The following is a 20,438-nucleotide window of genomic DNA, read 5'->3' on the forward strand; positions in this document are numbered from 1 at the left end:
GCCATGGATCTTGGACTGAAGGACCGTGTGTACGTGGTGACCGGCGCGACCCGCGGGCTCGGCCGGGCCTCGGCGGAGGCGCTGCTCGCGGAGGGCGCGCGGGTGCTGATCACCGGGCGCGAGGAGACGTCCGTCGCGGAGGCGGCCGCCGCGCTCGGCGAGGGTGCGGCGGGCGTCGCCGCGGACAACACGGACGCTGAGACCCCGGCCCGGCTCATCGCCGAGGCCCGCGCCCGGTTCGGCCGCCTCGACGGCGTCCTCATCAGCGTCGGCGGCCCGGCGCCGGGCTTCGGCGCCGACAACACCGACGAGCAGTGGGCGGCGGCCTTCGACACGGTCTTCCTCGGCGCGGTACGGCTGGCCCGCGCGGCGGCCGAGACGCTGACCGAGGGCGGCGTGATCGGCTTCGTGCTCTCCGGCTCGGTGCACGAGCCGATCCCGGGCCTGACCATCTCCAACGGCCTGCGGCCCGGGCTCGCCGGCTTCGCGAAGTCCCTCGCCAACGACCTGGGGCCGCGCGGGATCCGGGTGATCGGCCTGCTGCCGAGCCGGATCGACACGGACCGGGTACGGTCCCTGGACGCCCTGACGGGCGACGCGGAGGCGGCGCGGGCCGCCAACGAGGCGGCGATCCCGCTGCGCCGCTACGGTACGCCCGAGGAGTTCGGGCGTACCGCGGCGTTCCTGCTGTCCCCGGCCGCCTCGTACCTGACGGGTCTGATGCTCCCGGTCGACGGCGGTGCCCGGCACGGCTTCTGAGCCGCGCCGGGCCGGGGCCGTGCCGCTGTGCCCTGGCGGGCCGGCCCTCAGCTGACCCTGCGGGCCCGGTGCCGGACCGCCCGCAGGCGGGCCTCCGCCGGCAGCGCGGGGAGACCGGCCGACCGGCGGGCGGGTTCCAGCGCCTGGCTGCCGAGGCCGGCCAGGGCCTCGTCCGGGGAGGCGTGCGGCTCCAGGAGCAGCGCGATCCGGGTGCGGGGGGCGGTGCGGCGGCCGGTGAGGGCGACCTTGGCGCGGGCGACCCCGTCCTGGGCGGTGGCGTCCGCCTCCAGGACGTTCTCCAGGGCCCGCCCCCGCAGCACGGCCGCCTCGCCGTCGCCGGTGTCCACGAGGACCTCGGCGAGCCGGGCCCGGCGGAACTGGGCCAGCAGCCACCACAGGGCGAGCAGCACCAGCAGGCCCAGGACGGCGAGGGCGGCGGGCCACCACCAGGAGTCGGCCCGCCAGCCGCGGCGGTCGGCGGTGGACAGGAGCACGTCGGAGGGGCCCGACCAGGGCCACCAGGACGGGACCGGAGCGTCGAACCCGGCGGCGAGGACCGCGCCGCCGCCGAGGAGCAGGAGCAGCCCGACGAGGGCGAGCACGACGCGGTTGACGCGGCGGAGGACGGCCGGCACGGCTCACCCCTTCCTGGGCGGCCGGGCCACCCGTACGGACAGCGTGGGACGGTGGGCGAGGCCGAGCGCGTCGATGCCCGTCTCCAGGGCCCGCTCCACGTCGGCGCGGACCTCGTCGAGGTCCCGGAAGTGCGAGACGGCGCGGGCGCCGACCTTCGTACGGCCGACGGCCACCCGGACGGACTGGACACCGGAGACCTCCATGGCCCGGTCCCGCAGGGTCAGCGCGGCGGCCTCCCGGTCGAGCCCGGCCCGCAGGTCGGAGTGCGCCCTGCGCATCGGCAGGACGGCGCGCAGCCCGGGGGTGAGCGCCAGGACCAGCAGCCACAGGCCGAGGAGGACGGCGAGGGCCGCGCCGGCGAGGACCCAGGCGTTGTCCAGGGGCCGGGTCGCGAGGTCGTCGGCGAGGTCGCGGCGCCAGGCCATGGCGGTGCGGTCGGCCCGTACCGCCGCCACGTCGTACAGCAGGAGTCCCGCGCAGCCGAGGATCACCGCCGCGAGCAGCGCGGCCGGGACGCGGCGTACCGACCAGAAGCGGCGGGCGGGCGGTGGGGGCGCGCCGTCGGTGAGGACGGGGACCGCGGAGGGCACGGGAGAGGATCCGGCGGTCCCGGTTCCGGTGCCGCTCGTGGTGGCGGCCCTCGGCTCGCGCTCGGGCGGGGTCGTTCCGGTCATACGAGATCACCCCTCCGCCCGGCCGGCCGGGTGTGCGCGGAGTGGAGGCGTTCCACGTGGACGGAGACGTCGTGGACCTCCATGCCGACGAGTTCCTCCACCCGGCTGCGCACCCGGCTCCGGACGGCGCGGCAGCGGCGTCCGACGTCGGTGGGGTAGTCGAGGTCGAGGCTGACCGAGACCCGGGCGACGTCACGGTGCACGTCGACCGAGGCGTGCGGCGGCGAGCCTCCCTCGGGGATCCTTTCCAGTGCTTCCCGGGCCGCCTGCGCGGCGATCTTGGCGACGACCCGGTCCGCGATCGTGGTCGCGCCGCGCTCGCGCACCGGGTGCGGTGCGAGGTCCGCCGTCACCCGCCGTCACCGCCGTCGTTCGCCGCGTTCGCGGCCCCGGAACAGCTCCCCAGGTTCGAGGTCGCCGTCGAGGAACCGGCCGGTCACGAACCCGATCGCCCCCAATGCGGCGACCAGCAGAAACGCCCCGAAGCCGCCGAAGTATCCGGCGAAGCCGAGGCCCATGCCGGCCACCAGGCCGACCAGCGCCATGTTCATCCATGCGTCCTTTCCTCGGTCGTCCGGCCGTGCGGGCGGCGGCGCGCGCCGTACACCGCGCGGGTGTACGGCGTGCGGCGCGGCCGCCGCCGTGCCGGACGGCGGCGGCTACTGGAGCCGCGGCTCCGGCTCTTCTTCCTCGTCCTCGGGCAGCTTCACGTCGCTGACCGCGATGTTGACCTCGACGACCTCCAGGCCCGTCATCCGCTCGACGGCGGCGATGACGTTCTCGCGGACGGCGCCCGCGACGTCCGCGATGGAGACGCCGTACTCGATCACGATCTCCAGGTCGAGGGCCGTCTGCACCTCGCCGACCTCGGCCTTCACCCCGCGGGTGACGCTCGACTTGGTGCCGCCCCCGCCGGGGACCCGGTCGCGGACGGCGCCGAAGGTGCGGGAGAGGCCGCTGCCCATGGCGTGGACGCCGACGACGTCCCGGGCGGCCAGCCCGGCGATCTTCTCCACGACGCCGTCGGCGATCGTGGTCCTGCCCCGGGAGGCCGGGTCGCCGCCGCCCCGCTTGGACCCGGAGGTACGGCGCGGTTCGTCGGCCGTGGGGTTGCCGGAGTGTGCGGTGTCCGTCATCGCAATACGCCCCTTCTGGGAGATTTCGGGGTTCTTTGCCCACATTAAGGGTGGTTGCCCGGTCTCGCCCCGGGGATACGGCAGGCTGGGTCATATGACGACGGCTGAGGGTTGGACGGCGGCGGTACGGGACCGCCTCGCTCCGGGCAGGCTGCTGCCGCTCGGGGAGGCGGCGGACGGCGTGTGGATCGCGGAGCGCGCGGTACGGGAGGCACTGGCACGGGCGGCCTCCTCGGTGCGGGGAGTGGTGCCGGGCGGGTTCCGCGCCGGGCTCCACGGCGCGGAGGAGGACGGCCCGTTCCCGGTGCCGCCGGGCGGGCTGCCACCGGGCCGGCTGCGGATCGCGGGCGAGATCGCGGCGGTCGCCGGGCGGCCCCTGCCGGGGCTGACGGAGGAGCTGCGCGAGGCCCTGTTCACGGCGGCGGGCGACCTGGGCCTGCGGGTGGCGGAGGTGGACCTACGGGTGACCGACCTCCTGGAGGAGTCCCCCGCGCCGGAGCCCGCCGCTCCCCCGCCGGCCCCGCCGGCCCCGGCGGTGGACGACCCGGTGGCCCTGGCCGCGCTGCGGGTCACGGGCGTGGCGGGCGTGACGGACACGGTGGGGCCCGCGGTGCACCGCGACGAGGAGGGCCGGGTACGGGTGGAGGTGGCGACGAGGGCCGGTCACCGCCCCCCGGAGGTGGCCCAGGCCGTGCGGGCCGCGGTGCACGCAAGCCTGCCCGAGGCCACCCTGGTGACGGTGCTGATCTCGGACGTCCGCCCCTGAGGGGCGGGCCCGGGGGCACGCCGATACGCCCGGGCCGGGCCCCGCGGCGCCCTGCGGGGCGACGGGGCGGGGCGGCCCGGGCCCGGACGGGGCCGGCCCCGGCGTCAGTCGCCGAGGCCCGCCAGGTCGCGCAGGCGGCGGGCCTGGGCGGCGCGTTCGGCGGTGCGCTGGTCCTCGTAGGAGCGGGCGGCGGCGCCCTGGAGGAGCGCCTTGGTCTCGACGACGGCGGCGCGCGGCGCGGCCAGCAGGGCGTCGGTGAGGTCCCGTACGGCCGCGTCGAGTTCGGCGGCGGGCACGGCGATGTTGGCCAGGCCGATGCGCTCGGCCTCGTCCGCGTGGACGAAGCGGCCGGTGGCGCAGATCTCCAGCGCGCGGGCGTAGCCGACGAGCGAGACGAGCGGGTGCGTACCGGTGAGGTCCGGGACGAGGCCCAGGCTGGTCTCGCGCATGGCGAACTGCACGTCCTCGGCCACGACCCGCAGGTCGCAGGCGAGAGCGAGCTGGAAGCCCGCGCCGATGGCGTGGCCCTGGACGGCCGCGATCGACACGAGGTCGGCGCGGCGCCACCAGGTGAACGCCTCCTGGTACTCGGCGATGACCGCGTCGAGGTCCTCGTCCGAGCCCCGGGCCATGTCGAGGAAGGACGGCTCACCGTCGAAGCCCTCGGGCGTGAACGCCTGCCGGTCGAGCCCGGCGGAGAAGGACTTGCCCTCCCCGCGCAGGACGACGACCCGCACGCTGCCCGGCAGCGACCGTCCGGCCTCCGTCAACGCCCGCCACAGAGCGGGAGACTGGGCGTTGCGCTTCGCCGGATTGGTCAGGGTCACCGTGGCAACGGCGTCCTCGACGGTGAGCCGAACACCGTCCTTGTCGAATACGAGCCCGGTGTCGTCGAGCGTGGTCATGGGGCGCCTCCGGTTACGGTGCAGCACTGCGTCCGATGCTAAGTGACTGCACAGTAACCACCTGGCCGGCCGCACGGCCGACCGGGTGTCCACCGGGAGGCACCCGGTGGACGGTGGGGCCGCCCCGGCGTCAGGCCGAGGCCGCCTTCTTGCCCCGTGTCGCCCCGCCGCGTCCGCGCAGCGTGACTCCGGACTCACTGAGCATCCGGTGGACGAATCCGTAGGAGCGGCCGGTTTCCTCGGCCAGCGCCCGGATGCTCGCACCGGAGTCGTACTTCTTCTTCAGGTCTGCCGCGAGCTTGTCGCGCGCGGCGCCGGTCACCCGGCTGCCCTTCTTCAGAGTCTCGGCCACCCGTGCCTCCTCATGGGAAGTGCGCTCTGGACTTCTCATGATCACCCCTCCCGGACGTCCTGGCCACCCATTCGACAAGGTCGGTGCTGCCGGATTTGCGGACGGATACACCACCACCACGACCGGAAGCTCGTATTCCGCTCGCCCGGCGGGCCGCCCCGGGAGCCTGCGCCCACGGAAGCAGCAGGTCAGCGGCGCGCGGCGGACACACGGACGGCGCGGGTCTGCCGGAAGGATTCGGCAGAGGTCCGCGCCGTCGGGTACGAGACGTCCTCACCCAGATGAAGGATCACCCATGAGCCGAATGATCCAGCCGGGAACGATCACCGGGCCGGGGGCGGGTCCCCCCCCCGCAACCGGAGCCCGGGATCACGCGAGCGCCACGAGGTCCGCGTAGTCCGGGCCCCACAGGTCCTCGACGCCGTCCGGGAGCAGGATGATCCGCTCCGGGTCGAGCGCCTCGACGGCGCCCTCGTCGTGGGTGACCAGGACGACCGCGCCCTTGTAGGTGCGCAGCGCGCCGAGGATCTCCTCGCGGCTGGCCGGGTCCAGGTTGTTGGTGGGCTCGTCGAGGAGGAGCACGTTCGCCGAGGAGACGACCAGGGTCGCCAGGGCGAGCCGGGTCTTCTCGCCGCCGGAGAGCACCCCGGCCGGCTTGTCCACGTCGTCGCCGGAGAAGAGGAACGAGCCCAGCACCTTGCGGACCTCGACCAGGTCGAGGTCGGGGGCGGCGGAGCGCATGTTCTCCAGGACGGTCCGGTCGGGGTCCAGGGTCTCGTGCTCCTGGGCGTAGTAGCCGAGCTTGAGGCCGTGGCCGGGGGTGACCTCGCCGGTGTCGGGCTTCTCGACCCCGCCGAGGAGACGGAGCAGGGTCGTCTTGCCGGCGCCGTTGAGGCCGAGGATGACGACGCGGGAGCCCTTGTCGATGGCGAGGTTCACATCGGTGAAGATCTCGAGCGAGCCGTAGGACTTGGACAGGCCCTCCGCCGTGAGCGGGGTCTTGCCGCAGGGCGCGGGCTCGGGGAAGCGCAGCTTGGCGACCTTGTCGGAGACCCGCACGGCCTCGAGGCCGGAGAGCAGCCGCTCGGCGCGCTTGGCCATGTTCTGCGCGGCGACGGTCTTGGTGGCCTTGGCGCGCATCTTGTCGGCCTGGGAGTTGAGGGCGGCGGCCTTCTTCTCGGCGTTCTGCCGCTCGCGCCGGCGGCGCTTCTCGTCGGCCTCGCGCTGCTGCTGGTAGAGCTTCCAGCCCATGTTGTAGACGTCGATGGTCGACCGGTTGGCGTCCAGGTAGAAGACCTTGTTGACCACGGTCTCGACCAGGTCGACGTCGTGGGAGATGACGATGAAGCCGCCGCGGTAGGTCTTCAGGTAGTCACGCAGCCAGACGATGGAGTCCGCGTCGAGGTGGTTGGTGGGCTCGTCGAGGAGCAGGGTGTCGGCGTCCGAGAAGAGGATGCGCGCCAGCTCGATGCGGCGGCGCTGACCACCGGAGAGGGTGTGCAGCGGCTGGCCGAGGACCCGGTCGGGCAGGCCGAGGGCGGCGGCGATCGTGGAGGCCTCGGCCTCGGCGGCGTACCCGCCCTTGGTGAGGAACTCCGTCTCCTGGCGCTCGTACTGCCTGAGCGCCTTCTCGCGGGTGGCGCCGCTGCCGGAGGCGATGCGCTCCTCGTTCTGCCGCATCTTGCGGATCAGGACGTCGAGGCCTCGGGCGGAGAGGATGCGGTCGCGGGCCAGGACGTCGAGGTCACCGGTGCGCGGGTCCTGCGGGAGGTAGCCGACCTCGCCGGAGCGGGCGATGGTGCCGGCGGCGGGCTGGCCCTCGCCGGCCAGGCACTTGGTGAGCGTGGTCTTCCCCGCTCCGTTGCGGCCGACGAGACCGATGCGGTCGCCCTTGGCGACGCGGAAGGTGGCGGACTCGAGGAGGACGCGGGCGCCGGCGCGCAGCTCGATGCCGGAAGCGGTGATCACGGACAGACTCCAGGACGATGGGGAAACGGCGGAAGGACGGCTGGGAAGGGCTTCGACGCCGCTAATCCACGAGGAGAATGGCCATGCGGCCAGTCTAACGGGCCCCTGCAACTGGTTTTCGGCCACGCGGACCGGGGGTAGGCGAACGCCGTCTTTCTCACCTTCCCGCGCACGCGCCGCAAAAGGGGCGGACGGCACGGGAGGGGCCGATACTCGGCGCAGAGCGGCGGCCACCGCCGCGACGGCGAAGCGGAGGGTGGTGGACCGTGCAGTTCGACGACGACGCCGACCTGGACACCTCGGAGGTGCGGGACGTCCGGGGCAGCCGCCTCCCGGGCGGCCGGGCCACCGTGGGCGGAGGGATCATCGGCGTCGTCGCCCTGGTCCTGGGCCTGTTCTTCGGGATCGGCCCCGACCAGCTCGGGCTCTCCTCGGGCGGTGACGAGCCGGCCGCCACCTCCTCCTCGGCCGCGCAGGTGAACCAGGCCTGCCGCAAGGGCTCGGACGCCAACACGCGCGAGGACTGCCGCGTCGTCGCCGTCGTCAACAGCGTCCAGGACTACTGGCGCGGTGAGTACGCGCGCCGGGGCGGGCGCTACACGGACGCCCCCACCGTGATGTTCACCCGGCAGGTCGGCACCGCCTGCGGCACCGCCACCTCGGCGGTCGGCCCCTTCTACTGCCCCGGCGACCGGCGGGTCTACCTGGACCTGGGCTTCTTCCAGGAGCTGCGCACCACCTTCGGGTCGAGCGGCGGGCCGTTCGCGCAGGCCTATGTGATCGCCCACGAGTACGGGCACCACGTCCAGAACCTGACCGGCACGCTGGGCCGGGCGCGGGACGGGCGGACCGGCGCGGACTCCGACGCGGTGAAGGTGGAGCTGCAGGCGGACTGCTACGCCGGGGTGTGGGCGCGGCACGCGACGACCACGCCCGACGACCGGACCGGCCGCCCGCTGCTGACCCGCCTGACGGAGGCGGACATCCGCGACGGCCTGGACGCGGCGGCGGCGGTCGGCGACGACCGGATCCAGGAGAAGTTCCAGGGCCGGGTGACCCCGGAGAACTGGACGCACGGCTCGGCGGCCCAGCGGCAGCAGTGGTTCCAGCAGGGCTTCCGGACCGGCGACATGGCCCGGTGCGACACCTTCCGCTGATCCCCGCGCTCCGCTGCGAGACTGGGAGGAGGGTCACATCCGGCCCGCGGCGCACCGAGAGGACGTGAGCGCGATGCCCGAGGCACCCCACATCTGCCCGACCCTGGTCTACCGGGACGCGAAGGCGGCGATCGCCCAGCTGACGGAGGCCTTCGGCTTCACCGCCACGGCCGTGTACGAGGGCGAGGACGGGCTGGTGGCCCACGCCGAGCTGACGTACGGCAACGGGACGGTGATGCTCGGCAGCCGGGGCACCGGCAGCGAGTTCGACCGGCTGATGGCCGGCGGCGGTCCGGTCGGCGTCTTCGTCCACGTGGACGACGTGGACGAGCACCACGCACGGGCCGTGGCCCACGGCGTGGAGATCGTCATGCCGCCCCGGGACCAGGACTACGGCTCGCGCGACTACATGGCCCGCGACGCCGAGGGGAACATCTGGAGCTTCGGCACGTACACCCCCGGCGCCGAGGGGTAGGGCCCGCCCGCCGGACGCGGACGGGCCCACGACCGGTCAGGCGCCGCCGGTGTGGACCTGGAAGGCGGCCCTGCGGACGGCCTTGGCCAGGGCCGGGTCGGGGTGGGCGGCGGCCAGGGCGACGAGGACCTGGACGGTACGGGGGTGGCCGACGGCCCGCACCTCGTCCAGGAGGGCCGGGACGGTGCCCTGCACGGCGGAGTCCAGGTGCCGGACGAGCAGGTCGCTCTCGCCGTGGTCGGCCACGGCGGCGGCGGTGTCCACCCAGAGCCAGGTCGCCTCCTCGCGGGTGAGGACCTCCTGCGCGTCGTCGGGGTCGGCCCCCTCGTACTCGGCGAGCCAGAGCAGCGCGTACGGGCGCAGGGAGGGCTCGGCCAGGGCGGCCCGCACCTCGGCCTCGGCGGGGGCGCCGACGACCCGCAGCGCCTCGAAGGCGAGCCCGCGCAGCAGGGCGTCCTCGCCCCTCGCGACGGCCAGGAGCTCGGAGACGGCGCTGGAGAGCGTGCGGGCCGCGAGCCAGGCGCGGTACTCGTCGCGGGCGGGGCCGGGGGTGAGCCGGGCGCAGCCGCGGAGCATGTCCTCGGCCGACTGCTCGATGTTGCCGGCGGGGCTCTGCGCGGCGACGCAGATCTGCTCCAGCTTGACCCAGACCGCCCAGTTCCCGAGCGGTGTCAGGGTGGCCTGGCGGCCTTCCGGGCCCGGGTCCAGGGTGAGCGCGCCCACCGCGGCCAGACCCTCCAGGGCCCAGTCGAGGAGGGCGGGGAGCCCCTCGGGCGCGCAGGAGGGGGCGGCGGGGCCGGCGAGGTCCGCCGTGCCCGGCACCTCGCAGCGCTCCTCGCGGAGCTCCTCCACCCGCTGGCCGAGCAGGTCGAGGAGGGAGGGGACGGGGACGGGGCCCTGGGAGAGCTGGAGGAGCGAGAGGACCTGCGGGACGGCCTCGACGACCTCGGCGACGGCGCTCGCCTCGACGCCCTCGGGGGCCGGGTGCACCAGGGACCAGGCGTCGAAGAGGGCGACCCAGCCGCGCAGGACGGCGGAGTCGTCACGGTCCCAGGCACGCAGCCGCCAGCCGGGGCGGGCGGTGTCGCCGTGCAGTTCGACGAGCCCGGCGAGGCGGGCGCGGTCCCAGCCGGCCCGGATCTGGCCGGGCGTCAGGCCGAGGGCCTCGGCGGCCCGTTCCCGCGCGGGGACGCTCGCGGAGCCGGGGCGGGCCGCGGGTCCCGCGCCGCGCGGGGCGGCGGCCCAGCGGGCGATCCGTACGGCGTCGGCGAGGACGTGCCGCGCCTGGCGGGCGAGTTCCGCGCGGGGCGGAGTCCCCTCGGGCGGCCGCGGTGCCGGGCGGGTGCGCCGGGTGGTCACCGCCCGCCGGGCGGTGGCCAGCGCCCGCGGGCGGACGAGTCGGAGTCTGGAGTTGCGCGCCAATGGTTCATCGGGCTTTCGAGACGTCACGGGGGCAGTCTTCCCGCTGACGGCCCGAAAGCCCAATCGGAATGCCCGGTGCCGAGGGAGCGGCTCCCGGCGGACCGTCACATGAGTGGGGTGAGGAAGCGGCGCACGGCCTCCTCGTAGCGCAGCGGGTCGGCGTTCCACATGGCGGCGTGGGGGGCGTGCCGCACGGTGACCAGGGTGACGAGGCCGGGCCGGCGGGTGGCGAGTTCGACGGACGGCTCCCAGGGGGCGAGCGTGTCGTCGGGCCCGTGCAGGATCAGGGTGGGAACGCGCGGATCGGCCGCCGCGGGGGCGGCCGGGAAGCGGCCCGCGGGCGGGCCGGTCATCGCGCGGGCGGCCCGGACGGCGAGCGGGAGCAGGAGCCCGGGGATCCGGTGGGCCGTGGCGAGGTTGCGCAGGGTGGTCTCGCGGGCGAGGACCGGGGAGTCCAGGACGAGGCCGGCGATCCGGTGCCGTACGCCGGACTCGGCGGCGGCGCGCAGGGCCATCGAGGCGCCCGTGCCCCAGCCGTGCAGGACGACCTGGGCGGCGCCCCGGCGGACGGCGTAGCGGATGGCGGCGTCGACGTCGCGCCACTCGGAGTCGCCGAGGTGGGCGAGGCCGTCGGGTGAGGCGGGGGCGCCGGCGTCGCCGCGGTAGGCGGGGACGAGGACGGGCACCTTGCGGCGGGTGAGGAAGGGGACGAGGTTGAGCGGGTGCTCGCGGGTGGTGCCGAGGCCGTGCAGCGCGATCACCCAGGTGGTGCGTGGGCCGGGCACCAGCCAGGCCGGGAGCGGCCCCAGCTCGCCGGGGATCTCGACGTCCTCGTAGGGGAGGCCGAAGGCGGTGAGCGGGGTGCCGACGTGCAGCTGCGGGGTGAGCCGGACGCGGGCGCCGGTCCCGAGGGTGCCGAGCTCGACCCGTTCCAGGCGGCGGACGACGGTGTCGGCGGTGTGCGGGACCCGGTCGAGGACGGGACCGACGACCGCGTGCAGGCCGGGCGCCGCCACCCCGTACGTACCGGGGCGCAGGGACGCGAGGCTGCGGGTGAGGGTGATCCGTTCCGGTCCCGTGGCGTGCACGGTGAGCCGGGGGTCTCCCGGGAGGGGACGTCCGGACGAAGCCCTGAGGGCGACGTCGCTGGCGTACCGGCCGGCCGCCACCGCGGCCGCGCCGACACCGATCAGTGTGGTGACGGCCGCTGCCGTCGCTGTAGCCGGGCGCACGCTCCCAGTGTCCGCAGCACGCCCCGTCCGTGCCACCCGACGGGCCGGTCGCGCGGCGACCTTCTCTCCGGGAGGTCCCCGGGGCGGGTGTCCGTGTCGTCGGAGGTCCCCCGGGCGGGTGACATGGGTCTCGCGGGGCCGTCCCCCGTCGGGATGATTCCGTCCAGGGGGCGGACAGGCCTTCGGACGCCGGGGAGGCGGCGGGGGGCGGTGGGCCAGCGGGCGTACGGATTACCCGGGGTTCCGGGGTGTTCGGATGGTGGACAGGGGTGGGCGGCGCCGGAAAGCGGAATCCGTTGACACCGGTTCGGGACACCACACTGCCCGCCCCAGTTCACCTTCCGTTCATCCAGGTTGCTTACGTTCGACGAGCCACTGACGTCAAACGATTGCCTGGGTAAATGGAACACATCACGCTGCTGCTCGCCATTGTGGTCGTGACAGCTCTCGTGTTCGATTTCACGAACGGTTTCCACGACACCGCCAACGCGATGGCCACGACCATCTCGACCGGTGCGCTCAAGCCCAAGACGGCGGTGGCCATGTCCGCCGTGCTCAACCTCGTCGGCGCCTTCCTCTCGGTGGAAGTGGCCAAGACGATCTCCGGCGGCATCATCAACGAACAGGGCATCCGCACAGAAGTGATCTTCGCGGCCCTGGTCGGCGCCATCCTGTGGAACCTGCTGACCTGGCTCGTGGGCCTGCCCTCCAGCTCCTCCCACGCCCTCTTCGGCGGCCTCATCGGCGCCGCGGTCGCGTCGGCCGGCTGGTCGGCCGTCAACGGCTCCACCATCGTCACCAAGGTCCTCATCCCGGCCGTGGCGGCCCCCCTCGTCGCCGGTCTGGCCGCGATGGCCGCGTCCCGCCTGACGTACAAGATCAACGCCAACCGCGAGGCGAAGGCCACGGCCAAGGGCTACCGCGCCGGCCAGATCGCCTCCGCCGGTCTCGTCTCCCTCGCGCACGGCACCAACGACGCGCAGAAGACGATGGGCATCATCACCCTCGCGCTGGTCACCCAGGGCGTCGTCGCCCCGGGCGCCAACCCGCCGCTGTGGGTCATCGTCTCGGCCGGTGTCGCCATCGCCCTCGGCACCTACCTCGGCGGCTGGCGCATCATCCGCACCATGGGCAAGGGCCTCACCGACCTCCAGCCGCAGCAGGGCTTCGCCGCCCAGACCAGCGCCGCCACGGTCATCCTGGCCTCCTCGCACCTGGGCTTCTCGCTCTCCACCACCCAGTCCTGCTCGGGTGCCGTGATGGGCGCCGGCCTCGGCCGCAAGGGCGGTGTCGTCCGCTGGTCGACCGCCACCCGGATGTTCGTGGCCTGGGGCCTGACCCTGCCCGCCGCCGGCCTCGTCGGCGCCGGCGCCGAGTTCCTCACCCAGCAGGGCACCTGGGGCATCGTCGCCGTCGCGATCCTGCTGGTCTCCGGCTCCGCCGTCATCTGGGCGCTGTCCCGCCGCAAGCCGGTCGACCACCACAACGTCACGGACGACGACCTCGACGGCGGCTCCGGCACCCCCGGCGTCGTGACCACCGCGATCGCGGCCGTCACCCCGCCGCCGCCGGCCGGCTCGGTCGCCGCCGTCGCGGACGAGGACCTCAAGACCACCATCCCGGCGCGGGTCCCCACGGACCCGGCCGCTCCCCCGGCCCCCGCCGCAGCGGTGTAAGGAACGAACGACATGAAGATCGACTGGGCAGCCCTCGGCTCCGTCTTCGGAGTCAGCCTCGTGGCGACCGTCGCCCTGGTGGGCCTCTTCTCCCTCGGCATCGTCGGCCTCACCAAGCAGGAGGAGGCCGCGGCGAACGGCGGCTCCGCCACCCTCGCCCGCACCGGCGCCTACGCCTGCTTCGCGCTCTGCGCGGCGGCCGTCGCGTACGGCATCTTTCTGATCGTCGTCTGACACGGCGACCTGACGGCCGGGCGGTCCGCACCTCGGGTGCGGGCCGCCCGGCCGTCGTGTCTGTGGTGCTTCGCACAGTGACCCGTCGCAGGTCAAGAGTGAGTTGACGGGCGTTCTCGGGGCGTGGTGGACTGCCGAGGCCATTACGGCGGCAAGGAAGAGGAAGTCCGGTGCGATTCCGGCGCGGTCCCGCCACTGTGACCGGGCCCCCAGGGGTCCGGGAGCCAGGAACTCCCCCCGCCGGTCACGTCGAGCCAGGGCGCGGACCCTGAGTGAGGACACAGCGCCATGCCCGGCCGCACCCGCAGCCTGTCCGAAGCCGGCCCTTCCGGGGCCGCCGGTGTCTTCGCGTACGGAGCGGCCGCCGGCCTCGCCGCCGATCTGCTCCTCGGAGACCCCCGCCGCGGGCACCCCGTCGCCGCCTTCGGCCGGGCCGCCGCCGCCGTCGAGCGGCGCCTGCACCGCGACCACCGGGGCTGGGGCGCGCTGCACACCGCCGTCTGCGCCGGTTCCGCCGTGGCGCTCGGCGCCGTCGCCGCCCGCGCCGCACGGCGCAGCCGCGCCGCCTCCACCGTCCTGACCGCCGCCTCCGTGTGGGCCGTCGTCGGCGGTACGACCCTGGGCCGCGAGGCCCGCGCGATCGGCGGGGCGCTCGCGGCCGGCGACCTGGAGGTGGCGCGCGAGCGGCTGCCGCGTCTGTGCGGCCGTGACCCGCAGTCCCTGGACGGTCCGGCGATGGCCCGCGCGGTCGTCGAGTCCGTCGCCGAGAACACCTCCGACGCCGTCGTCGGCGCCCTCGTGTGGGGCGCCGTCGCGGGCGTGCCGGGGCTGCTGGGCTTCCGGGCCGTCAACACCCTGGACGCGATGGTCGGCCACAAGTCCCCGCGCCACCGCCGCTACGGCTGGGCCTCGGCGCGCCTGGACGACCTGGCCGGCTGGCCGGGCGCCCGCCTGACGGCCGCGCTCGCCACCCTCGCCGGGGGCGATCCGCGCGGGGGCGTACGGGCCTGGCGGGCCGACGCCGGCCGGCATCCCAGCCCCAACGCGGGTCCGGTCGAGGCCGCCTTCGCGGGCGCCCTCGGCGTACGGCTCGGGGGGACGCTCTCGTACGGCGGGCGGGTCGAGCACCGGCCCGTCCTCAACGGGGAGGGGCGGCCCGTGGAGGTCGCCGACATCGACCGGGCGGTCCGGCTCTCGCGCCGGGTGACCTGGCTGACCCTGGCCGCCTGCGCGGGCGGCCGGCTGATCGCGGACACGCTGAAGCGGAGGACGAAGTGAGGGGTGGGGGGCTGCTCGTCGCCGGGACGACCTCCGACGCGGGCAAGAGCGTCGTCACGGCCGGCATCTGCCGCTGGCTGGTTCGGCAGGGCGTCAAGGTCGCGCCGTTCAAGGGACAGAACATGTCCCTCAACTCCTTCGTGACCCGCGAGGGCGCCGAGATCGGCAGGGCCCAGGCCATGCAGGCGCAGGCCGCCCGCGTCGAGCCGACCGCGCTGATGAACCCGGTGCTGCTCAAGCCGGGCGGCGACCGGTCCAGCCAGGTCGTGCTCATGGGCCGGCCGGTGGGCGAGATGAGCGCCCGCGGCTACCACGGCAACCGGCAGAAGGAACTGTTCGAGCCGGTCGTCGCCTGCCTGGAGGAGCTGCGGGCCACGCACGACGCCGTGATCTGCGAGGGCGCGGGCAGCCCCGCAGAGATCAACCTGCGCCGCACCGACATCGTGAACATGGGCATCGCGCGGGCCGCGCGCCTGCCCGTCGTCGTGGTCGGCGACATCGACCGGGGCGGGGTCTTCGCCCAGTTCTTCGGTACGACGGCGCTGCTCGCGCCCGAGGACCAGGAGCTCGTCGCCGGATACCTCGTGAACAAGTTCCGGGGCGACGTGACCCTCCTGGAACCGGGCCTCGACATGCTGCAGGGGCTCACCGGACGCCGCACCTTCGGCGTCCTGCCGTACGCGCACGGCCTCGGCATCGACGAGGAGGACGGCCTGCGCGTCTCCCTGCGGGGCGCGGTGCGCGAGTCGGTGGTGGCCCCGCCGGTCGGCGCGGACCTGCTGCGGGTCGCCGTCTGCGCCGTACCGCTCATGTCCAACTTCACGGACGTGGACGCGCTCGCGGCCGAGCCGGGGGTGGTCGTGCGGTTCGTGGACCGGCCCGAGGAGCTGGCCGACGCGGACCTCGTCGTCGTGCCCGGCACCCGGGGCACGGTCAAGGCGCTGGCCTGGCTGCGGGAGCGGGGCCTCGCGGCCGCCCTCGCGCGGCGGGCGGCCGAGGGCCGGCCGGTCCTCGGCATCTGCGGCGGCTTCCAGGCCCTCGGCGAGCACATCGAGGACGAGGTCGAGTCGAGGGCGGGCGCCGTCGACGGCCTCGGACTGCTGCCCGTCCGGGTCCGTTTCGCCCGCGAGAAGACCCTCGCCAGGCCGGTGGGCGAAGCCCTCGGCGAGCGCGTCGAGGGGTACGAGATCCACCACGGCGTCGCCGACGTACGGGGCGGGGAGCCGTTCCTGGACGGCTGCCGGGTCGGTGCCGTGTGGGGCACCCACTGGCACGGCTCCCTGGAGAGCGACGGCTTCCGCCGCGCCTTCCTGCGGGAGGTCGCCGCGGCGGCCGGGCGCGCCTTCGTCCCGGCCCCGGACACCTCCTTCGGGGCGCTGCGCGAGGAACAGCTCGACCGGCTCGGTGACCTGATCGAGGAGCACGCCGACACGGACGCGCTGCTGCGGCTCATCGAGGAGGGGGCCCCGAAGGGGCTGCCGTTCGTGCCGCCGGGGGCGCCGTGAGGGGACCGTCCGCGAACGCGCGGGGAGCACGGGTCCGCCGCCTGTCCCGGCGGGCCGTTCCCACGGGCGCGAGCGGGTCCGCCCGCCCGGCGCCCTCCCGGGCCGGGCACGCCCCGGCCGAGCACAAGCCTTCCGAAGGAGTGACCACCCGATGAGCACCCGCTTTCCGTTCACCGCCGTCGTCGGCATGGACGACCTGCGGCTGGCGCTGCTGCTGAACGCCGTCAGTCCGTCCGTGGGCGGTGTTCTCGTCCGGGGCGAGAAGGGCACCGCGAAGTCGACCGCCGTCCGGGCGCTGGCCGAACTCCTGCCGGAGGTGGCCGTCGTCGCCGGGTGCCGGTTCAGCTGCGACCCGGCCTCGCCGGACCCGGACTGCCCGGACGGGCCCCACACCGGCGGCGCCCCGGACGCCCGCCCGGCGCGGATGGTCGAACTGCCCGTGGGAGCCTCCGAGGACCGGCTCGTCGGCGCGCTGGACATCGAGAAGGCGCTCGCGGAGGGCGTGAAGGCCTTCGAGCCCGGCCTGCTCGCCGCCGCGCACCGGGGGATCCTGTACGTCGACGAGGTCAACCTCCTGAGCGACCACCTGATCGACCACCTGCTCGACGCCGCCGCCATGGGCGCCTCCCACGTGGAGCGCGAGGGCGTCTCCGTGCGGCACGCCGCCCGCTTCCTGCTCGTGGGCACCATGAACCCCGAGGAGGGCGAGCTGCGGCCGCAGCTGCTCGACCGGTTCGGGCTCACCGTGGAGGTGGCCGCCTCGCGCGACCCGCAGCAGCGGGTGGAGGTCGTCCGGCGGCGGCTGGCGTTCGAGGACGACCCGGCCGGGTTCGCCGCGCGCTGGGCGGACGAGGAGACCGCGCTGCGGGAGCGGATCGCCGCCGCCCGGGAGCTGCTGCCGAAGGTCGTCCTCGGGGACGCCGCGCTGCTCCAGATCGCCGCGACCTGCGCCGCCTTCGAGGTGGACGGCATGCGCGCCGACATCGTCATGGCCCGGACCGCGACCGCGCTCGCCGCGTGGGCGGGCCGGACCGAGGTCACCTCCGAGGACGTGCGGCAGGCGGCCCTGCTGGCGCTCCCCCACCGCCGGCGCCGGGCGCCTTTCGACGCGCCCGGCCTGGACGAGGACAAGCTCGACGAGACGCTGGAGCGGTTCAAGGGCGAGGAGCCGGACGGGGACCCGGAGCCGGACGGCCCGGGTGACGGCGGTCCCGGTGACGACGGAGGGCCCGGGGGCGGCGGGGGCGGGATTCCGCCGCAGAGCGAGGGGCCCGGGTCCGGGGAGCCCCCGGCGCCCGAGGAGTCCTCCACGCCCGAGGAGACCTCCGCGCCCGGGGAGGCCCCGGCGCAGGCTTCGCGGGGTGGCGGTCCCGGCGCCGGTGAGCGCGCCGCCGTCGCGGCCGGGGAACCCTTCCGTACGAAGACGCTGAGCGTGCCCGGTCTCGGCGAGGGGGCCGCGGGGCGGCGCTCCCGGGCCCGTACCGAACACGGCCGTACCACCGGGGACACCCGGCCCCGGGGCGCGCTGACCAAGCTGCACCTGGCCGCGACCGTACGGGCCGCCGCCCCGCACCAGCGGGCGCGCGGGCGCGGCGGGCCTGGGCTCGTGGTGCGGCGCGACGACCTGCGGCAGGCGGTCCGGGAGGGCAGGGAGGGGAACCTGGTCCTGTTCGTGGTGGACGCCTCGGGGTCGATGGCGGCGCGGCAGCGGATGAGCGCCGTGAAGGGCGCGGTCCTGTCGCTGCTGCTCGACGCCTACCAGCGGCGCGACAAGGTGGGTCTCGTCACCTTCCGGGGGCGGGACGCCGAGGTCGCGCTGCCGCCGACCTCGTCGGTGGACGCCGCCGCCGCCCGTCTGGAGAAGCTGCCCACCGGCGGGCGCACGCCGCTGTCGGCCGGGCTGCTGAAGGCGCACGACGTGCTGCGCGTGGAGCGGCTGCGGGACCCTTCGCGGCGCCCGTTGCTCGTGGTGGTGACCGACGGCCGGGCGACCGGCGGCGGCGCCGACCCGGTGGCGCTCGCGGCCCGCGCCGCGCGGCTGCACGCCGCCGACGGCACGGCCGCGGTGGTCGTGGACTGCGAGACGGGGCCGGTACGGCTCGGTCTCGCCGGGAACCTCGCCCGTGATCTGGGCGGGACCGCCGTGACGCTGGACGAGCTGCGCGCCGACGCGATCGCCGGGCTCGTCAGGGACGTACAGGGACAGGGCAACAGCCCGAAGGACTCGATGAGGAGGGCCGCGTAGTGCCCAAGGGACAGCCGACCGTCGTTCCGGACGACGGACTGACCACCCGCCAGCGGCGCAACCGCGCGCTGGTGATGGTGCACACGGGCGTCGGGAAGGGGAAGTCGACCGCCGCCTTCGGCATGGCGCTGCGCGCCTGGAACCAGGGCTGGCCGATCGGGGTGTTCCAGTTCGTCAAGTCCGCCAAGTGGCGGGTCGGCGAGGAGAACGCGCTGAAGGCGCTCGGTGAGACGGGCAAGGGCGGCACGGTCGTCTGGAACAAGATGGGCGAGGGCTGGTCCTGGATCCAGCGCGAGGTCGCCGAGGGCGAGCAGTCGCACGAGGACAAGGCGCGCGAGGGCTGGGAGCAGGTCAAGCGGGACCTCGCCGAGGAGCGGTACAAGTTCTACGTCCTGGACGAGTTCGCGTACCTGCTGCACTGGGGCTGGATCGACACCGCCGAGGTGGTGGAGGTGCTGCGGAACCGTCCGGGGCAGCAGCACGTGGTCATCACCGGCCGCAACGCCCCCCAGGAGCTGGTGGACTTCGCGGACCTGGTGACCGACATGTCGAAGGTGAAGCACCCGATGGACGCGGGTCAGAAGGGCCAGCGGGGCATCGAGTGGTAGCACGTCTCGTCATCGCCGCGCCCTCCTCGGGCGCGGGCAAGACCACGGTCGCGACCGGTCTGATGGCCGCGTTCGCCGGCCGTGGTCTGGCCGTCTCCCCGCACAAGGTCGGCCCCGACTACATCGACCCCGGCTACCACGCGCTCGCGACCGGCCGGCCGGGGCGGAACCTCGACGCGTACATGTGCGGGACGGGGCTGATCGCCCCGCTGTTCGCGCACGGCTCGCGCGGCTGCGACCTGGCCGTGGTCGAGGGGGTCATGGGCCTGTACGACGGGGCCGCCGACCAGGGCGAGCTGGCGTCCACCGCGCAGGTGGCCAAGCTCCTCAAGGCGCCGGTGGTGCTGGTGGTGGACGCCTCCTCGCAGTCGCGGTCGGTGGCGGCGCTCGTGCACGGTTTCGCGTCCTGGGATCCGGAGGTCCGGATCGGCGGTGTGATCCTCAACAAGGTCGCCACGGACCGGCACGAGCACCTGCTGCGCGAGGCGCTCGGCGGGTCCGGGGTGCCGGTGCTCGGTGTCCTGCGGCGGGCGCCCGGTGTGGCGACGCCCTCGCGGCACCTCGGCCTCGTGCCGGTCGCGGAGCGGCAGGCGCAGGCGGTGGAGGCGGTGGCCGCGCAGGCCGAACAGGTGCGGGCCGGCTGCGATCTGGAGGCCCTGCTGGCGCTGGCCAGGAGCGCGCCGGAGCTGCGTACGGAGGCGTGGGATCCGGCGACGGCGGGGGCCGCCCGGTCCGGGAATGCCGAGGCGTCCGGCGCTTCCGGTGTTTCCGGTGCGTCCGGTTTCGCGGGGGCCGGTGGTGCCGGGCGGCGGGCGCCCCGGGTGGCGGTGGCCGGCGGGGCGGCCTTCACGTTCTCGTACGCCGAGCACGCCGAGCTGCTGCGGGCGGCCGGGGCCGAGGTGGTGACCTTCGACCCGCTGCGGGACGAGGCGCTGCCGGAGGGGACCGCCGGGCTCGTCGTCGGGGGCGGCTTCCCGGAGGTGTACGGCGCCGAGCTGTCCGCCAACGAGCCGCTGCGGAAGGCCGTCGCGGACCTCGCGGCCTCGGGCGCCCCGGTGGCCGCCGAGTGCGCCGGCCTGCTCTATCTGGCGCGTTCGCTGGACGGGCGGCCCATGTGCGGCGTGCTGGACGCCGACGCGCGGATGTCGGAGCGGCTGACGCTCGGCTACCGGGACGCGGTGGCCGTGAGCGACAGCGTGCTGGCCGCCGCCGGGACCCGGATGCGGGGCCACGAGTTCCACCGCACCGTGATCGAGCCGGGCGCCGGTGCCTCGCCCGCCTGGGGGCTGCACCGGCCGGAGCGGCGGGTCGAGGGCTTCGTCCGGGGCGGCGTGCACGCCAGTTACGTGCACACGCACTGGGCGGGGGCGCCGGGGGTCGCCGCTCGGTTCGTGGAGCGCTGCGGGTGAG

The 20,438-nt window shown here is 75.2% G+C and carries 21 protein-coding genes and 1 riboswitch; of the genes, 11 read left to right on the forward strand and 10 right to left on the reverse strand.

Going from position 1 to position 20,438, the window contains the following annotated elements; genetic code table 11:
- Positions 1–3 precede the first annotated feature (3 nt).
- Positions 4–759 carry an SDR family oxidoreductase gene (locus ABTY40_RS07165; RefSeq protein WP_352058594.1) on the forward strand — a complete coding sequence of 252 codons (756 nt, stop codon included), beginning with the start codon at positions 4–6 and terminating at the stop codon, positions 757–759.
- Between the two features lie 47 nt (positions 760–806).
- Here the strand turns inward: ABTY40_RS07165 and amaP are convergent, their stop codons facing one another.
- From amaP to ABTY40_RS07190, 5 genes are all read right to left on the reverse strand, one after another.
- Positions 807–1,394: an alkaline shock response membrane anchor protein AmaP gene (gene amaP / locus ABTY40_RS07170; protein WP_352058595.1), complete on the reverse strand. Its 588-nt coding sequence runs from the start codon at positions 1,392–1,394 to the stop codon at positions 807–809.
- 3 nt (positions 1,395–1,397) lie between these two features.
- Positions 1,398–2,069: a DUF6286 domain-containing protein gene (locus ABTY40_RS07175; protein ID WP_352058596.1), complete on the reverse strand. Its 672-nt coding sequence runs from the start codon at positions 2,067–2,069 to the stop codon at positions 1,398–1,400.
- Positions 2,066–2,422, reverse strand: coding sequence for an Asp23/Gls24 family envelope stress response protein (locus tag ABTY40_RS07180; RefSeq protein ID WP_352058597.1), 357 nt, complete (start codon positions 2,420–2,422; stop codon positions 2,066–2,068). The genes ABTY40_RS07175 and ABTY40_RS07180 overlap by 4 nt, the downstream gene beginning before the upstream one ends.
- Positions 2,423–2,428: 6 nt before the next feature.
- Positions 2,429–2,620, reverse strand: coding sequence for a hypothetical protein (locus tag ABTY40_RS07185; RefSeq protein WP_345280691.1), 192 nt, complete (start codon positions 2,618–2,620; stop codon positions 2,429–2,431).
- A gap of 108 nt (positions 2,621–2,728) precedes the next feature.
- Positions 2,729–3,205, reverse strand: a complete 477-nt coding sequence (locus tag ABTY40_RS07190) for an Asp23/Gls24 family envelope stress response protein (RefSeq protein ID WP_345280693.1) — start codon at positions 3,203–3,205, stop codon at positions 2,729–2,731.
- A 94-nt stretch (positions 3,206–3,299) separates the two neighbouring features.
- Here ABTY40_RS07190 and ABTY40_RS07195 point away from each other — a divergent pair, with 94 nt between their 5' ends.
- The gene (locus ABTY40_RS07195; RefSeq protein WP_352058598.1) at positions 3,300–3,971 is read left to right on the forward strand and encodes a hypothetical protein; all 672 of its coding nucleotides are present in this window, start codon (positions 3,300–3,302) and stop codon (positions 3,969–3,971) included.
- A 104-nt stretch (positions 3,972–4,075) separates the two neighbouring features.
- Here the strand turns inward: ABTY40_RS07195 and ABTY40_RS07200 are convergent, their stop codons facing one another.
- From ABTY40_RS07200 to ABTY40_RS07210, 3 genes are all read right to left on the reverse strand, one after another.
- A complete protein-coding gene (locus ABTY40_RS07200) occupies positions 4,076–4,876 on the reverse strand; it encodes an enoyl-CoA hydratase/isomerase family protein (RefSeq protein ID WP_345280697.1) in 801 nt (266 codons plus the stop codon).
- A gap of 130 nt (positions 4,877–5,006) precedes the next feature.
- On the reverse strand, positions 5,007–5,228 hold the full coding sequence (locus ABTY40_RS07205) for a helix-turn-helix domain-containing protein (protein WP_006123601.1): 222 nt from the start codon (positions 5,226–5,228) through the stop codon (positions 5,007–5,009).
- Between the two features lie 369 nt (positions 5,229–5,597).
- The gene (locus ABTY40_RS07210; RefSeq protein WP_352058599.1) at positions 5,598–7,196 is read right to left on the reverse strand and encodes an ABC-F family ATP-binding cassette domain-containing protein; all 1,599 of its coding nucleotides are present in this window, start codon (positions 7,194–7,196) and stop codon (positions 5,598–5,600) included.
- A 266-nt stretch (positions 7,197–7,462) separates the two neighbouring features.
- Here ABTY40_RS07210 and ypfJ point away from each other — a divergent pair, with 266 nt between their 5' ends.
- Both ypfJ and ABTY40_RS07220 read left to right on the forward strand, forming a co-directional pair.
- Complete coding sequence (gene ypfJ / locus ABTY40_RS07215) at positions 7,463–8,353, forward strand: KPN_02809 family neutral zinc metallopeptidase (protein ID WP_352058600.1); 891 nt, start codon at positions 7,463–7,465, stop codon at positions 8,351–8,353.
- Between the two features lie 73 nt (positions 8,354–8,426).
- Positions 8,427–8,828: a VOC family protein gene (locus ABTY40_RS07220; RefSeq protein ID WP_352058601.1), complete on the forward strand. Its 402-nt coding sequence runs from the start codon at positions 8,427–8,429 to the stop codon at positions 8,826–8,828.
- A gap of 36 nt (positions 8,829–8,864) precedes the next feature.
- Here the strand turns inward: ABTY40_RS07220 and ABTY40_RS07225 are convergent, their stop codons facing one another.
- Together ABTY40_RS07225 and ABTY40_RS07230 are read right to left on the reverse strand one after the other, a co-directional pair.
- Positions 8,865–10,277: a hypothetical protein gene (locus tag ABTY40_RS07225; RefSeq protein ID WP_502990508.1), complete on the reverse strand. Its 1,413-nt coding sequence runs from the start codon at positions 10,275–10,277 to the stop codon at positions 8,865–8,867.
- A gap of 77 nt (positions 10,278–10,354) precedes the next feature.
- Positions 10,355–11,482, reverse strand: a complete 1,128-nt coding sequence (locus ABTY40_RS07230) for an alpha/beta hydrolase (RefSeq protein ID WP_352058602.1) — start codon at positions 11,480–11,482, stop codon at positions 10,355–10,357.
- A 401-nt stretch (positions 11,483–11,883) separates the two neighbouring features.
- Here ABTY40_RS07230 and ABTY40_RS07235 point away from each other — a divergent pair, with 401 nt between their 5' ends.
- From ABTY40_RS07235 to ABTY40_RS07265, 7 genes are all read left to right on the forward strand, one after another.
- A complete protein-coding gene (locus ABTY40_RS07235) occupies positions 11,884–13,158 on the forward strand; it encodes an inorganic phosphate transporter (protein ID WP_345280707.1) in 1,275 nt (424 codons plus the stop codon).
- Positions 13,159–13,170: 12 nt separating this feature from the next.
- Positions 13,171–13,392, forward strand: a complete 222-nt coding sequence (locus tag ABTY40_RS07240; RefSeq protein ID WP_345280709.1) for a hypothetical protein — start codon at positions 13,171–13,173, stop codon at positions 13,390–13,392.
- A 110-nt stretch (positions 13,393–13,502) separates the two neighbouring features.
- Positions 13,503–13,645: riboswitch (cobalamin riboswitch) on the forward strand.
- Positions 13,646–13,680: 35 nt separating this feature from the next.
- On the forward strand, positions 13,681–14,670 hold the full coding sequence (locus tag ABTY40_RS07245; protein WP_352058603.1) for a cobalamin biosynthesis protein: 990 nt from the start codon (positions 13,681–13,683) through the stop codon (positions 14,668–14,670).
- Positions 14,667–16,175: a cobyric acid synthase gene (locus ABTY40_RS07250; protein ID WP_352058604.1), complete on the forward strand. Its 1,509-nt coding sequence runs from the start codon at positions 14,667–14,669 to the stop codon at positions 16,173–16,175. The genes ABTY40_RS07245 and ABTY40_RS07250 overlap by 4 nt, the downstream gene beginning before the upstream one ends.
- A gap of 151 nt (positions 16,176–16,326) precedes the next feature.
- Positions 16,327–18,420: a putative cobaltochelatase gene (locus tag ABTY40_RS07255; protein WP_352058605.1), complete on the forward strand. Its 2,094-nt coding sequence runs from the start codon at positions 16,327–16,329 to the stop codon at positions 18,418–18,420.
- Complete coding sequence (gene cobO, locus ABTY40_RS07260; RefSeq protein WP_345280717.1) at positions 18,420–19,028, forward strand: cob(I)yrinic acid a,c-diamide adenosyltransferase; 609 nt, start codon at positions 18,420–18,422, stop codon at positions 19,026–19,028. The genes ABTY40_RS07255 and cobO overlap by 1 nt, the downstream gene beginning before the upstream one ends.
- Positions 19,022–20,437: a cobyrinic acid a,c-diamide synthase CobB gene (locus ABTY40_RS07265; RefSeq protein WP_352058606.1), complete on the forward strand. Its 1,416-nt coding sequence runs from the start codon at positions 19,022–19,024 to the stop codon at positions 20,435–20,437. The genes cobO and ABTY40_RS07265 overlap by 7 nt, the downstream gene beginning before the upstream one ends.
- Position 20,438: the final 1 nt, after the last annotated feature.

This window comes from Streptomyces sp. NPDC126503, assembly GCF_040302405.1.
In the GTDB taxonomy this organism is placed as follows: Bacteria; Actinomycetota; Actinomycetes; order Streptomycetales; family Streptomycetaceae; genus Streptomyces; species Streptomyces gulbargensis.

What these genes read in the sequence shown, in the direction of transcription:
- ABTY40_RS07165 (WP_352058594.1), top strand. Translation starts at nt 4, where the DNA reads ATGGATCTTGGACTGAAGGACCGTGTGTACGTGGTGACCGGCGCGACC.
- ABTY40_RS07175 (WP_352058596.1), bottom strand. Translation starts at nt 2,069, where the DNA reads ATGACCGGAACGACCCCGCCCGAGCGCGAGCCGAGGGCCGCCACCACG.
- ABTY40_RS07185 (WP_345280691.1), bottom strand. Translation starts at nt 2,620, where the DNA reads ATGAACATGGCGCTGGTCGGCCTGGTGGCCGGCATGGGCCTCGGCTTC.
- ABTY40_RS07190 (WP_345280693.1), bottom strand. Translation starts at nt 3,205, where the DNA reads ATGACGGACACCGCACACTCCGGCAACCCCACGGCCGACGAACCGCGC.
- ABTY40_RS07195 (WP_352058598.1), top strand. Translation starts at nt 3,300, where the DNA reads ATGACGACGGCTGAGGGTTGGACGGCGGCGGTACGGGACCGCCTCGCT.
- ABTY40_RS07200 (WP_345280697.1), bottom strand. Translation starts at nt 4,876, where the DNA reads ATGACCACGCTCGACGACACCGGGCTCGTATTCGACAAGGACGGTGTT.
- ABTY40_RS07220 (WP_352058601.1), top strand. Translation starts at nt 8,427, where the DNA reads ATGCCCGAGGCACCCCACATCTGCCCGACCCTGGTCTACCGGGACGCG.
- ABTY40_RS07235 (WP_345280707.1), top strand. Translation starts at nt 11,884, where the DNA reads ATGGAACACATCACGCTGCTGCTCGCCATTGTGGTCGTGACAGCTCTC.
- ABTY40_RS07240 (WP_345280709.1), top strand. Translation starts at nt 13,171, where the DNA reads ATGAAGATCGACTGGGCAGCCCTCGGCTCCGTCTTCGGAGTCAGCCTC.
- ABTY40_RS07245 (WP_352058603.1), top strand. Translation starts at nt 13,681, where the DNA reads ATGCCCGGCCGCACCCGCAGCCTGTCCGAAGCCGGCCCTTCCGGGGCC.
- ABTY40_RS07255 (WP_352058605.1), top strand. Translation starts at nt 16,327, where the DNA reads ATGAGCACCCGCTTTCCGTTCACCGCCGTCGTCGGCATGGACGACCTG.